The 13,146-nt window shown below is 40.2% G+C and carries 13 protein-coding genes; 2 read left to right on the top strand and 11 right to left on the bottom strand.

Going from position 1 to position 13,146, the window contains the following annotated elements; translation table 11 throughout:
- Window positions 1–5: 5 nt before the first annotated feature.
- The 9 genes from VRHSUH10_RS08215 to VRHSUH10_RS08175 all read right to left on the bottom strand — a co-directional run bounded on the left by VRHSUH10_RS08215 (window position 6) and on the right by VRHSUH10_RS08175 (window position 9,732).
- Complete coding sequence (locus VRHSUH10_RS08215; protein ID WP_233187105.1) at window positions 6–755, bottom strand: sortase; 750 nt, start codon at window positions 753–755, stop codon at window positions 6–8.
- A 269-nt stretch (window positions 756–1,024) separates the two neighbouring features.
- Complete coding sequence (locus VRHSUH10_RS08210; RefSeq protein ID WP_105090175.1) at window positions 1,025–1,780, bottom strand: hypothetical protein; 756 nt, start codon at window positions 1,778–1,780, stop codon at window positions 1,025–1,027.
- An 8-nt stretch (window positions 1,781–1,788) separates the two neighbouring features.
- Window positions 1,789–2,745, bottom strand: a complete 957-nt coding sequence (floA, locus tag VRHSUH10_RS08205; protein ID WP_105090174.1) for a flotillin-like protein FloA — start codon at window positions 2,743–2,745, stop codon at window positions 1,789–1,791.
- Between the two features lie 36 nt (window positions 2,746–2,781).
- The gene (locus tag VRHSUH10_RS08200; RefSeq protein WP_105090173.1) at window positions 2,782–3,246 is read right to left on the bottom strand and encodes an NfeD family protein; all 465 of its coding nucleotides are present in this window, start codon (window positions 3,244–3,246) and stop codon (window positions 2,782–2,784) included.
- A 206-nt stretch (window positions 3,247–3,452) separates the two neighbouring features.
- Window positions 3,453–4,736, bottom strand: coding sequence for a uracil permease (gene uraA / locus VRHSUH10_RS08195; RefSeq protein ID WP_105090172.1), 1,284 nt, complete (start codon window positions 4,734–4,736; stop codon window positions 3,453–3,455).
- 110 nt (window positions 4,737–4,846) lie between these two features.
- A complete protein-coding gene (locus tag VRHSUH10_RS08190) occupies window positions 4,847–6,190 on the bottom strand; it encodes an FtsW/RodA/SpoVE family cell cycle protein (RefSeq protein WP_105090171.1) in 1,344 nt (447 codons plus the stop codon).
- Between the two features lies 1 nt (window position 6,191).
- The gene (trmB, locus tag VRHSUH10_RS08185; protein WP_105090170.1) at window positions 6,192–6,851 is read right to left on the bottom strand and encodes a tRNA (guanosine(46)-N7)-methyltransferase TrmB; all 660 of its coding nucleotides are present in this window, start codon (window positions 6,849–6,851) and stop codon (window positions 6,192–6,194) included.
- Window positions 6,852–7,012: 161 nt separating this feature from the next.
- The gene (locus VRHSUH10_RS08180) at window positions 7,013–7,696 is read right to left on the bottom strand and encodes a carboxymuconolactone decarboxylase family protein (RefSeq protein ID WP_005387811.1); all 684 of its coding nucleotides are present in this window, start codon (window positions 7,694–7,696) and stop codon (window positions 7,013–7,015) included.
- Between the two features lie 278 nt (window positions 7,697–7,974).
- Window positions 7,975–9,732 (bottom strand): 1-deoxy-D-xylulose-5-phosphate synthase, encoded by a 1,758-nt coding sequence (locus VRHSUH10_RS08175; RefSeq protein WP_105090169.1) that lies wholly within the window; start codon window positions 9,730–9,732, stop codon window positions 7,975–7,977.
- Between the two features lie 209 nt (window positions 9,733–9,941).
- Here VRHSUH10_RS08175 and VRHSUH10_RS08170 point away from each other — a divergent pair, with 209 nt between their 5' ends.
- On the top strand, window positions 9,942–10,439 hold the full coding sequence (locus VRHSUH10_RS08170) for a MerR family transcriptional regulator (RefSeq protein ID WP_105090168.1): 498 nt from the start codon (window positions 9,942–9,944) through the stop codon (window positions 10,437–10,439).
- A gap of 93 nt (window positions 10,440–10,532) precedes the next feature.
- Here VRHSUH10_RS08170 and VRHSUH10_RS08165 read toward each other — a convergent pair whose 3' ends face one another.
- On the bottom strand, window positions 10,533–10,781 hold the full coding sequence (locus VRHSUH10_RS08165; RefSeq protein ID WP_105090167.1) for a DUF3343 domain-containing protein: 249 nt from the start codon (window positions 10,779–10,781) through the stop codon (window positions 10,533–10,535).
- Window positions 10,782–10,797: 16 nt separating this feature from the next.
- Entirely contained in the window at window positions 10,798–11,859 is a 1,062-nt protein-coding gene (yedE, locus tag VRHSUH10_RS08160) for a YedE family putative selenium transporter (RefSeq protein WP_105090166.1), read from the bottom strand.
- Window positions 11,860–11,979: 120 nt separating this feature from the next.
- Between yedE and VRHSUH10_RS08155 the strand changes: the two genes are divergently transcribed.
- Window positions 11,980–13,137 (top strand): aminotransferase class V-fold PLP-dependent enzyme, encoded by a 1,158-nt coding sequence (locus tag VRHSUH10_RS08155; RefSeq protein WP_105090165.1) that lies wholly within the window; start codon window positions 11,980–11,982, stop codon window positions 13,135–13,137.
- The last annotated feature ends 9 nt before the right edge of the window (window positions 13,138–13,146 follow it).

Genomic DNA, 13,146 nt, shown 5'->3' with positions numbered 1-13,146 from the left:
CTACATCAAGGAGAGATATATTTTTTCATGGCTAGCCGCTTTCTTACGGCAGAAGTAGAGCAGCCCATCATCTGTGCGATTTTAGCAACACCATAGCCTTGAGCACGTAAGTTTTTTATTCTATTTTCGTCTAATTCTAATGTATTTGAACGAATTTCTATACCTTGCTCCCGTAAATACATGGCCACCGTGGACCCTCGTATACCATAAGCTAAACCTATATCATCTGTACTCATATGATGATGAATATACAAGTACGCCATCTCGTCCACCTTTCGAGATGTTTTTGTTTTAAGTGTTGTGCACATTCCCATATGCCGCAACACATGATGTACTTTCCATCGGGATATGCCATACATACGCGCAATTGAGTCTGACGTATTTCCACTTTTATAAGCCCTACAAATACGCACCGGATCGATAGCTATATTCTTTGACGATCGTTGACAAGCCAATCCATATTCTTTCAAACGGTTTGCCATTGTCGTAATAGATACATCATAACGCTTAGCCAATGAGTGAAGCGACCATTTCCCTGTTTCATATAAAGCTTGTACATGAACCATGTTAAGTTCTTTCTTTAACGGTCTTCGCTCAATATCATATTCCTTCATACGACGCATAATTGTATCTACACTACATTGAAAATACTCTGCCACCTCGCGAACACTCCACTGTTTCTCTACATATAATTGTTCCAGCAACTGTTTAGGTATAACGCGCACATTACGATACATACTATCACCTTTCCTCATAGACGAACTCCTTTCCCTATTATTGTGAAAGTTCCATCAAAAAAAGACAATAAAAAAAGAGGTTCCTAATAGTCACATAGGTGACCAATAGGAACCTCTTTCCATATGTAATTATATGCACCACATAGGATATGTGCCGTTATAATTGCTATACAACATCTATCCGCAAATAACGATGGTCATGGATCACCAATAATCCAGTAAACATTATGACCAATATTTGATAGCCATATTTTCTAATGGCTAATAAACGTATTGGCTAACCCAACTTAGCGATATCTGCGTTCAAGAGCCTTAGGCTTACTCAAGATGATAGACCATTTCATGCCTTCTTTTAGAGCATGATTTGATATACGTCTATGACTTGATGTATGAACACTGGTCGAAGTAATTGGCGAAGTCGTTACCACATTCGTATCAAGGAGTACCTTTCCTTCTTTAGAAGCCTTATCTCGCTTGAATTCGGCCAATCGTTCACTCAAGGTTGGACCTGTAACAGACTCTCTACTTAAACGAGTTGAACTCGTACTAAAGCCAGTTGATTTACTTGAAGTTTTCTTGGATGAATCATGAGTACCTTGTTGCGTTGTAGACGCTTCATCGTAATGATTCTCGGAAGCTAAAACTGTTTGAGTTTTATCATTACTTGGATGCACTTCAACATGTTTTTCAGATGTCTCCGAATCATCATATTGAAACAGTCTTCCGCCCTTTTTTCGTAAAGGGGCCTCAGGATGCTGATTCTCAATCGGTCTATTTTTAAAAATATCTCGATAAAAATCATCATCATACAACAAATCCTCAGGTGAAGGTTCTACAGGCTTTTTCTCTATAGAGATACCATATTCACGCTCCATATCCTCCCAAGTCTGGCCAGAACTCGAACTTTCATAGTTATCATAGTCATCAGACTCTTCTGTATTTTTGCTTTTTATAATAGAAAAAGCAATATACGCGATGATACCTAGAACAAATATAGGGTTATGCGAAAAGATGGATAGCACAGAAGACAAAATAGAGTCCATAGCTACTCCTATTCACTATCTGCTAAGTTTTCACGCATTTTAGTGTCTGCAATAATATTATTCATATTGTAGTAATCCATAACGCCAAGATTACCATTTCTGAAAGCTTCTGCCAATGCTTTAGGTACTTCAGCTTGCGCTTCCACAACCTTAGCTTGCATGTCTTGTGTTTTAGCACGCATTTCTTGTTCTGTTGCAACAGCCATAGCACGGCGTTCTTCGGCGCGAGCTTGAGCGATTTTCTTATCCGCTTCCGCTTGGTCAGTTTGCAATTGAGCACCGATGTTACGTCCTACGTCTACGTCTGCAATATCGATGGACAAGATTTCAAATGCAGTACCCGCATCAAGACCTTTACCCAATACAGTACGGGAGATGTGATCTGGATTTTCCAATACATCTGTATGCTCTTCAGAGGAACCTACAGTTGTTACGATACCTTCACCAACGCGGGCGATAATCGTAGCTTCACCAGCACCACCAACGAGGCGGTCAATATTAGCACGTACAGTTACACGAGCACGAACCTTGAGTTCGATACCGTTTTTTGCTACTGCAGAGATAATTGGTGTTTCAATCACTTTAGGATTAACGGACATTTGTACTGCTTCCAATACATCGCGACCTGCAAGGTCGATAGCTGCGGAACGTTCAAATGTCAAAGGAATAGATGCTCGTTCAGCGGCGATCAACGCATCTACAACGCGGTCAACGTCACCACCTGCAAGGTAATGCGCTTCTAGCTGATTTACATTAACATCAAGGCCTGCTTTATTGGCTTTGATCAAAGGCATTACGATTTGGGATGGATTTACACGGCGCAAGCGCATACCTACGAGTGTGAAGATACCTACATTAACGCCTGCTGCAAGAGCAGATACCCAAAGGCCTAATGGCACAATATACAAGAACACCATAATCCCAATCAGTAGAATGGGAATCAAGATTAAAATACCTACATCCATAATAACCTCCATTATATACGACGATGTGGTGAAAGCTTAATCGCGCTTTCTAACTATATTGCGGCCGCCCACAACACGAAGCACCACAATAGGTGAACCGGCATCGATGAAGTCCCCTTCGGTCACAACATCCACCAAATTACCATCAATTTTAGCAATACCTGCAGGGCGTAGTGTAGTATGAGCTACGCCTTCTTTACCGACTAAGTCCTCTAATACATCATTAGATACATAACCAGCTTTTGTCGTAGATCGTTGCCCTAAGGTAAACAATTTGCCTATCCAAGTCTTTTCAAAGTGATTAAAGAACACGATGATAAGGACAATTAACAAGGCTGTTAATCCCAGTACGGCATACAACGCTTCCGTTCCCTCTCCTAAGGCTACATATACACCCCAAAGGAATGTACAATAACCGATGAGGCCCAAAATACCGCCTGGAACAACGAGTTCTACAGCCATTAGGGCAATCCCTATAGCCATCCAAATTAAAAACTCCATAGGCCCTCCTCTCTTTAATTAATTTTATACAACTTATATCTTCATTATACAATATAAAGAATAAATTATAAAGAAAAACAAAAACGACTACTTTCACAGGTTATACCTGATTCAGTAGTCGTTATGTATAAAGTATATTAGTTTAAAGCTTTACTATTGTCAGTTATCATCGTAAGATGCTTTTTCATCAATAGATTTGACAGTAATTATACTTCTGTTTTTTTCAATTGGTCATTACCAACGCCTGTTTTTTGAAGGAGCAATAAGATGATACTCATTGCCATGCCTACTACAGTCGCAAGGCCCATGCCTTTCAATACAACAGGACCTACAGCAAGTTCAGCACCACTAAGGCCTACAACAAGGATAACAGATGTTAAGATCATGTTCACAGGATTTGTATAATCTACCTTGCGTTCTACAAGCATACGCAAACCGGATGCAGCAATGATACCGAACAAGAGAATGGATACACCACCCATAACCGGTACTGGGATAGCATGGATAAGAGCTGCTACTTTACCTACAAAGGAGATAATCATCGCAAGAACAGCAGCACCGCCGATAACCCATACACTGAAGCAACGAGTGATAGCGAGTACACCGATGTTTTCACCGTATGTCGTATTTGGTGTAGCCCCAAAGAAACCAGATAAGATGTTCGCAAGACCATCACCGAGCAAAGAACGTTGTAAGCCTGGTTCTTTCATCAAGTCTTTGGATACGATGTTACTAGTTACAACCAAGTGACCTACATGTTCTGCAAATACTACAAAGAGTGCTGGCATAATCATGATGATTGCATTGATATCAAATACAGGCATGCCATAGAACTGTGGTAAGGAGAACCAAGGTGCAGCCTCTACGCTAGAGAAATCAACAACACCCATAAAGGCGGATAATATATAACCGGAAACAACGCCAATCAAAACAGGGATAACGGCTAAGAAGCCACGGAACACAACAGTACCAAGCAAGGTAACAACTAAGGAAAACATAGAAATAAATACAGCTTGGCTGTGGCTCATGCCCAAGTCTTGATTACCAAAAAGGCCAGACATACTCATCGCTACTGGTGCCAATTCCAAACCAATAATAGCAACGATAGCACCCATGGCAGCCGGTGGGAATAACTTATCAATCCAACGCGTACCAATATAGCGAACTAGAACAGATAAAATCACAAAGGATAAACCAAATACAACGAAGGCACCTTTAGCTGCCTCATAACCGAGGCCGGCAGATAATACACCAGCTACAGGAGCAATGAAAGCAAAGCTAGAACCGAGGTATGCAGGGATTTTACCTTTACATACGAACAGGTATAACAAAGTGCCGATACCATTCATAAATAAAGCCGTTGCAGGATCTACTTTTAACAAATATGGTACTAATACAGTAGAGCCAAACATAGCAAATAAATGTTGGAAACTAAGTGGCAACATACGCCCCCAAGACGGGCGCTCTTGAATATCAATATAATCCTTCATTTTTTCCTCTCACCACAATAACAACACTAGGTTCCAACGCTATACCCGGTATGATATAGCATTGGATTTTACACATATATGTTACTCTTATGAAACATAAGAATTACACATCAATTTTTAGGTCTCGGACGTCTACGCGTTGGCCTTCTAGACTCTCTAGGTCTAAACGGACCAGGCATTTCAGTCTTGTCTGCTTCTGGAGTCGCCTTAGGCTTGAAGCGACTTTGTGTCTCTTCACGCAAGGATGGTAAATCCTCAGTCGTACCAACTTGTTTTACACCTTCTACATTACGGCGACCAACGCTAGCTAATAAGCCTATGGCCATAAAGTTCATTAATAATGAAGACCCACCATAACTAATAAATGGCAAAGGCACACCTGTTACCGGCATAATGCCGCAAACCATGGCAATATTAAATAAGGCTTGTCCACTGATGAGCAAGGTTATGCCCATAGCTAACCATCTGCCAAATTCATCACGAGATTTATTCGCAATGCGGAACCCAAAGTATGTAAAGGCCGCAACCAATAGAACGACAAAGACAGCACCGACAAAGCCCATTTCTTGAGCCCACACGGCAAATGCAAAATCGGTATGAGCCTCTGGCAAGTAAAAGTACTTAGATGTACCTTGCATAAAGCCTTCCCCAAGAATACCACCAGAACCTACGGCCAATAGACCTTGTACAGTTTGATAGCCCATATCTTGAGCATGAGGCCAAGGATCGAACCAAGACTGAATCCGTTCCCAACGATACGGCGACATACGAGCTGCAATGAAGCCTATCACACCAGCTACGGCAAAGGCACCGCCAAAGAATCGCCCATCAAAGCCGGCTAAGTAAATTAGTATGAAGGAGAATCCAAAGATTAGAACGGTAGTACCCATATCTGGTTGCAAGATGGTTAGAATCGCAAAGATTATAGGCCAAACTAACATTGGCAACATATAACCTACCCGTTCTCCCACATAACCTTGTAAATTCGTTAGTGGGTTATTATATCGCGGTTTGCCCCATTTTCTCATGGTGCTTAACTTAGCCGATGTCCATATTATGGCCGCTAACTTGGCAAATTCTGAAGGCTGTATAGATACGAGGCCGATAACAATCCACCGACGCGCACCATTAATAACGGAACCTATTAAAAGAACTAAGACCATGCCTATGAGTGTTGCAATCATGATACGTTGCAACATATGTGGTTTCTGTAACTTTCTATAATCATAACGATATAACACAACGCCAACAGCCATAGAAAATAACAAATAGCCCATATGCTTAGTAAAGTACCCCAACAGCCCTGTATTTTCGTAAATAGAGCTTATATAGGTGGCACTGAAGATATTTACACTACCTATAATCGTGATGAGCAATATAGGTAAGAGCATACCTTGTAAATCATTTTTAAAGAGTGAGCCCCACCGACTATCCCCCTTATTCGGTGTTTCCATATTAAGCCTCCTTTTGTACTTTTGGCTTAATTGCTTCTAAGCGGAAAATAGGTTGCCCTTTAGCACTGAACTTCTCTTCATACTCAGTTTTTACATTTGGAAGGTCTGTGCTATGTAAGTCATAGGTTACATTCTTAAGTTCCCATCCACATTCTTTGAATTCTTCAAGAGAGAACATAAATAAACCTTCGTTATCAGTTTTAAAGTGAACCTCGCCACCATCTTTTAAAAGACGGGCATATCGATCGAGGAATGTATGGTATGTGAGGCGACGCTTAGCATGTTTCGCCTTAGGCCATGGATCACAGAAGTTGATATAAAAACGATCTACTTCACCAGGCGCTACAACCTCTTCAATGCCAGCGATATCAAAGAGAGATACCTTAGCATTATCACGCTCTGCTTCAAAAATCTTTTGAGCCGCATAATAAATTACGCCAATTTGCACTTCAAAACCTACAAAGTTAGCATCTGGATACGCTTCAGACATGCCTGCAATAAAACGTCCCTTACCTGTTCCAAGTTCCATATATAATGGACGTTCAGGATGGGCAAATAACTCACGCCATTTGCCCTTGTACTGTTCTTGACCAGACAAAATGATATGAGAGTCATATTCGTGGATAGCTTCATCAATCCACGGTTTTCTACGAAGGCGCATACTTTCTCCTTACATCTATGTTAACGATTAATTATATCTATTATTACAGGTCATATACCTATCTTATTAATTATAGAAAAGGGGGAGTTAAACGTCAATTACATTTCCCTTATCAACCATATAAAAAAGACCTACTTCCAAAGAAGTAGGTCTTTATATTCTTAGAAAATCAAAGATTCAAGATTTTCAATTTGATATTTGCTGAGGCCTAGCTCAGATAAACTCTTTTCAGATGCAGCGAATAGATTATTTTTACCTACACGCGTACCTAAAGCTGCGGCAGCGACCAATTCACGGTCCAACTTACCAAGGCGAGAGCGATTACGATTTTGCGGTTTTGGTTTCTTCATACGGAACGTATTGTATTGAACCGCTTCTTTTGTATCCTCATTTTTAGCCTTAGCCAAAGCAGCCCCATTAGTGCCATTCCCCAATAAAGCACTAAGTCCTGTTTGCTTTGGAACCATTTTTTCGTAATCAGCGCCAAACTCAGGACGCTCCTCACGTAATTGATCAAATGTAGCTAATGCTGCATTCATTTGCTTTAAACCAGCAGCAGAGTAAAGTTGACGAATCGCAATACTCACCTCTTGCGGTGTCAACGTACCTCGCTCAATAGCAGAGGCGATTGTACTTTTCAATGCACCTTGATCACCGGATGCCGTATAGCGACCGATATCAACCAAGTCTTTTTGACGTGCATTGAGTTCTTTAGGCGTATATATGTTTATCTCAGATATAGACGGTGCCTGCTTAGAAGGCTGTTCTCCCGCCCCATTAGCCTCAGACATATAGCCACCGGCGACGATGGCCACGGCTAATGTTAAGGTTAATACTTTTTTCAACGTCTTACAATCTCCCTTTTCATTAATACTTACTTATATAATACTGTGATATTTTTGTACATTAACAACAAACTTGTTCTACTGTAATACATACTGTAGATAATATTATATAATACTTCATCTAATTTTTATAGTCCTATTCGAAAAAAATCTATAATCTTTTAACAAATTTTATATTTTTATAAAATATAGAACAAAAAGCAATGCAGTAGAAACAGGGCAAAACCATATTTCTACTGCATTTGTAGATAAAATTATTTATTTAATATTTTATCAAACTAAACGGATAAAATTTGTTTTGCATCAGCCACAATTTGCTCTAAAGAAACACCATTTTCTCGTAACAATTCTGTTGCATCATAACGATCGTGGAATTCTTTAGCAATACCATAGTTTTTAACGCGCACATCAGATGGACCATAGAAACTAGCGATACGTTGCCCCCAACCGCCTTCAACTACACCATCTTCCAAAGTAAATACTACGGAATGATTTGCTTTCAATTCTTCCAGTAATGCTTCATCAAGACCAGAAGCAAATTTAGGGTTAACTACGGTTGCGTTAATACCGTCTTTAGCCAATTCATCAGCCACTTGGTTAGCTAGATGATAGAAATTACCAAGACCTAACAAGGCAATGCGTTCACCACGACGAGTCACTTCAGATTTATTTAAAATACTGTAATCAGTCGTATCAGCTTCACCAGTAGATATAAATTCACCTACAGGAACACGAATTGCCACAGGATACTCATGTTGATGCACAGCATATTCAGTCATAGCCAATAGTTCTTCATTACTAGTAGGTGCTAAGTATACTAAATTAGGAATGCTAGTAAGCATAGGTATATCAAAGAACCCTAAATGCGTGACATCGTTCATTCCATATACAGATGCCATATGATTGATGATGACTGCACTGTTATTATTGACGCAAAGATCTTGAACCAATTGGTCATAAGCGCGTTGTAAGAAGGTACTATCTACACTGAACACTGGCTTAGCACCATTTTTAGCGATACCAGAACTCATTGCAATAGCATGTTCTTCCGCAATGCCTACGTCGATATATTGTTTACCAGCTTCGTTACGCCATTCAGCGTTAAAGCCGAAGCCACCTGGTGTCCCTGCATTAATAGCTACCACTGTTGGATCTACTTTAATTTGTTCCATCAAATAGTCCGCAATTGTACCAGCATAGGTCGGACCATGATGTTCCTTTTTGAGTTTACCTGTTTCTAAATCAAAAGGCATTGTCCAGTGGAAGGCCTCTTTATTTTGCTCTGCAATGGCATAACCCTTACCCTTTTGAGTAACGATGTGTAAAACGATTGGATGATCAATGTCTTTTACATCCTTGAATACATTGATCAATGTTTCTAAATCATTACCCTTTGCTACAAAACGATAGTCTAAACCAAGGGCCTTAAAAATATTATTAGAGCTTTCACCATTAGTCTGGCGTAATTCACGAAGGCCACGATACAAACCACCATGGTTTTCTGCAATGGATTGGTCATTATCGTTAACGATAATAATCATATTACTATCTAATGTGGCCGCATAATCTAGACCTTCAAAGGCTTCCCCACCAGATAAAGAACCATCACCAATGATAGCAATAATATTTTCAGAGTCGCCCTTTAAATTTCGAGCAGTAGCCAGGCCAGATGCTAAGGAGATAGATGTGGACGTATGACCAATGTTAAAGAAATCATGCTCACTTTCAGTAGGATCTGTATAGCCCGTTACATCATCATAATAATCGTGATCTAAGAACGCCAATGCACGACCGGTAACCATCTTATGTACATAGGACTGATGAGATACGTCATATACGATTTTATCTACAGGAGAGTTAAATACATAGTGTAAGGCCATAATTATTTCTGCTGCCCCCATAGGTGGACCAAAATGACCACCGTGCTCAGAGACCTTTGTCATGAGAGCTTGACGAGCCTGTGCTGTTAAATCTGTTAATTCAGCAATGGATAAGCCTTTTAAATCGGCTGGGGATTTTATATCAATTAAGTTCATGGTAATTCTTTCTATACATTATATTTACTTCAGCCACAATCACCATACATAACCAAGTATAATGATTGTAAATATTGTCACTCAAAATAACTAGTGTTATACTTCAAGTATGTTTATAGTATAAAACTTAAAGTTAGGTTTAAGTCAATACAATTTATATTTATGGTTTTTATATCTGTCTATAACTTACATATATAAAAGGAGGTCCTATGACATATACTGTTGGCGAAATCGCAAAAAAACTAAATGTGGCACCTTCTACATTGCGTTACTATGATAAAGAAGGTCTATTGCCCTTCGTAGAACGTTCTGCTGGTGGTATCCGTGTATTCCATGACACAGATATGGATTGGTTAGAATTGATTGAATGCATGAAGCATACCGGTATGCCTATTAAGGAAATCAAACATTTTATCGACTACTGCGTCGAAGGCGATAGTCGCATTAATGAAAGATTATCTATTATCAAAAATCAACGAGATCGCGTATTAGTAGAAATCGAACACCTACAAGCACGCTTGTCCATGCTAGAATTTAAAACATGGTTTTATGAACAAGCTCAGGCAAAGGGAACTACTAGTTTTTATGAAAGCTTAACACCTGATGACGTTCCTGTAGAATATCATAAGTATTTCGAACGCAAATGGCGCGCCGATAAAGAAGCCGCTGAAAAAGGTGAAGCACCTAAAAAATATAAAGCTGTATAACAAAGAGGAGCTATCCAACGGATAGCTCCTCTTTTTGCGTTACATAATGATTATAGAACCGCTTAGATTAGCGACGCTAAAAGGCTCTAATGTTTATTTATTGGGACTTTCAAATATAGTTCTATACCCATCATCAGTGACAGCAACGATTTGCTCAATCTCCTCTGTAGGATCATCTGTAAACGTAAAGTTTTCACCAGCATCAAAAGATGCACTCGTTCCACAAGAAGAACTCAAATCGCGAGGCACTGGACGGAGTTCTATATTGGTTACCCCTTCAGGGGCTTCACGCTTGAAGCGAATCGCTCCAAAATGAGAGTAAAATGTGGCAATATATTTCATAATCACTCATTTCTACCTAAGCATTTGCTCGTTTTGTATTAAGGATAGCAATGATAAGAGCTACTACAAAACCAACACCTACTGCAATTTGACCATTCAATGTAGGTCCAGCACCGGAGGCAGCTAAGCCAAAATTATGAGCAAATGCTGCACCAGCGGCAAGGCCAAGTACTGTAACAGCAGAATCGGAATTACCTTCACCAGTCATAATCAATTGACGCAATGGACAACCACCGAGCAATACGCTACAGAAGCCTGCAAGCGCCATGCCTAGGAAATTCCACAAGCCATCTGTATGTGCAATCGGTTGATTTTCAAAGCCAAGATGGAAATTACCAAAACTAATATTTACAACGAATACACCAATGAGAACAGCTAAATAGCCAAAGATAAGGATGGATTTTTTGAACAAGAATAAATCTCTAAAGCCCCCAACGGTGCAAAGACGGCTAACTTGAGATAAGCCACCTACCACGAGGCCTGCTGCCAATGAAATTAACCAAGGTGCATGCATAGCACCAGGACCTTTTTGACTAAAGAAGATAAATGCTGGAGCCGCTACTACTAAAACTAGCAAACCAACTTGGATAGCAGGCATCATAGCAGACTCTAATTTACTCAATGCATAGGTACGTTGTAAAGAATAACCTTTTTTCAAGAATATAGTACCAAAGCCGATACCACCAGCAAAACCAGCAATGCCGAACAACGCATTCAAGTCACCGCCGCCAAGTCTTAAAATCATACGAATCGGACAACCGAGGAACATCAAAGCACCAATCATAACAAAGAAGCCGAGAATAAATCGAATAATTGGAGAGGAACCACCTTTACTTTGGTGTTCACCACGAATCATGGACAATACATAAGCCCCTAATATAAGACCAATAATTTCTGGACGAATGTACTGTACTGGTGCGGCACGATGTAGGCCTAGGCCACCGACAGTATCGCGAACAAAGCAAGCAATACAGAAGCCCATATTGCCCGGATTGCCAGCTAGTACGAGGAAGCCTGCAATAGCGCCAATAATAAGGCCTGCAATAATTAAATTTCGTTTTTCATGAGACCCACTCATAATAAACTCCTTTCAAACAAACTACACTACAAATATATGAGTATATACTCGTATCCTATCAAGCATATGACTCATGATATAATAACCATAAATACACCTTGTTATTCATGGAGATTACCTATGAACTATATCTATTTAGATAATGCCAGTACCACCTTTCCTAAAGCACCTAATGTGGCTAACGCCATGTCAAACTATATAACGAACTACGGTATCAATATTAACCGTGGCTCCTACTCCCTCGCCTACGATGTAGAGGATATTATCTATACAACGAGACAACGACTCAATACCTTATTCAACGGTCATGATCCATCTCACGTCACCTTTACACAGAATGTGACAATGAGCTTAAACATGGTCATCAAGGGCCTGTTGAAAGCCGGTGATCATGTAATCGTTAGCTCTATGGAGCACAACGCAGTCATGAGACCACTTACTCAACTACTTGATCAAGGTATTACCTTTGATATAATACCTTGTGACAAAACTGGCTCCATCCAACTTGAATGCATAGAAGCACTCATTCGCCCAAATACAGTGGCTATGATTATCAATCACGCATCCAATGTATGTGGTACCGTACAACCTATTGAATCAATTGGTGCCATCTGCAAGGCTCACAATCTACACTTCATTGTAGATGCAGCTCAAACGGCAGGCGTCATCCCTATTGATGTGAAAGCATGTCATATAGACGCACTCTGCTTTACAGGTCATAAAGGATTATTAGGACCTCAAGGTATTGGTGGCATTATATTTACCAAAGAAATGGCTCAAACCTTAACACCTCTTATTGCTGGCGGTACAGGAAGCTTTTCACATTTAGAAACGATGCCTACCAACATGCCCGACACCTTTGAAGCAGGCACGTTAAATCTACCTGGCATCATCGGTCTCAATGAAGGAGTTTCCTACATCGAATCGGCCGGCATGGAGAATATCCACAATCACGAGCTAGCTTTGACAAAAGCCTTCCTCGAAGGCTTACGTTCAATAACTGGAGTTAACATCATCGGCAAACAAGATATTCAGGATCGAACAGCCGTCGTATCCATCACAATTGATGATATGGATGCTGCCAGTATTGCATATGAACTAGAGTCAAAGTATCACATCATGACACGCGTCGGACTACACTGCGCTCCACGAGCACACCAAACACTGGGTACCTATCCAGAAGGAACCGTACGCTTCTCCCTTGGCTACGCTAACACACTTGAAGATGTAGATATGGCATTATCTGCACTACATAGAATCCTTAAAAATACTAAATAATACATAATC

Origin of the sequence: Veillonella sp. T11011-6 (assembly GCF_002959755.1) — a bacterium.
Lineage (GTDB): Bacteria > Bacillota > Negativicutes > Veillonellales > Veillonellaceae > Veillonella.
This window is presented reverse-complemented; position numbering and strand designations above follow the sequence as displayed.

Coding starts and splice junctions, on each gene's coding strand:
- floA (WP_105090174.1), bottom strand. CDS start 2,745: ATGGATGTAGGTATTTTAATCTTGATTCCCATTCTACTGATTGGGATT.
- VRHSUH10_RS08165 (WP_105090167.1), bottom strand. CDS start 10,781: ATGAAATATATTGCCACATTTTACTCTCATTTTGGAGCGATTCGCTTC.
- VRHSUH10_RS08200 (WP_105090173.1), bottom strand. CDS start 3,246: ATGGAGTTTTTAATTTGGATGGCTATAGGGATTGCCCTAATGGCTGTA.
- VRHSUH10_RS08190 (WP_105090171.1), bottom strand. CDS start 6,190: ATGGAAACACCGAATAAGGGGGATAGTCGGTGGGGCTCACTCTTTAAA.
- VRHSUH10_RS08155 (WP_105090165.1), top strand. CDS start 11,980: ATGAACTATATCTATTTAGATAATGCCAGTACCACCTTTCCTAAAGCA.
- yedE (WP_105090166.1), bottom strand. CDS start 11,859: ATGAGTGGGTCTCATGAAAAACGAAATTTAATTATTGCAGGCCTTATT.
- uraA (WP_105090172.1), bottom strand. CDS start 4,736: ATGAAGGATTATATTGATATTCAAGAGCGCCCGTCTTGGGGGCGTATG.
- VRHSUH10_RS08170 (WP_105090168.1), top strand. CDS start 9,942: ATGACATATACTGTTGGCGAAATCGCAAAAAAACTAAATGTGGCACCT.
- VRHSUH10_RS08210 (WP_105090175.1), bottom strand. CDS start 1,780: ATGGACTCTATTTTGTCTTCTGTGCTATCCATCTTTTCGCATAACCCT.
- VRHSUH10_RS08175 (WP_105090169.1), bottom strand. CDS start 9,732: ATGAACTTAATTGATATAAAATCCCCAGCCGATTTAAAAGGCTTATCC.
- trmB (WP_105090170.1), bottom strand. CDS start 6,851: ATGCGCCTTCGTAGAAAACCGTGGATTGATGAAGCTATCCACGAATAT.
- VRHSUH10_RS08215 (WP_233187105.1), bottom strand. CDS start 755: ATGAGGAAAGGTGATAGTATGTATCGTAATGTGCGCGTTATACCTAAA.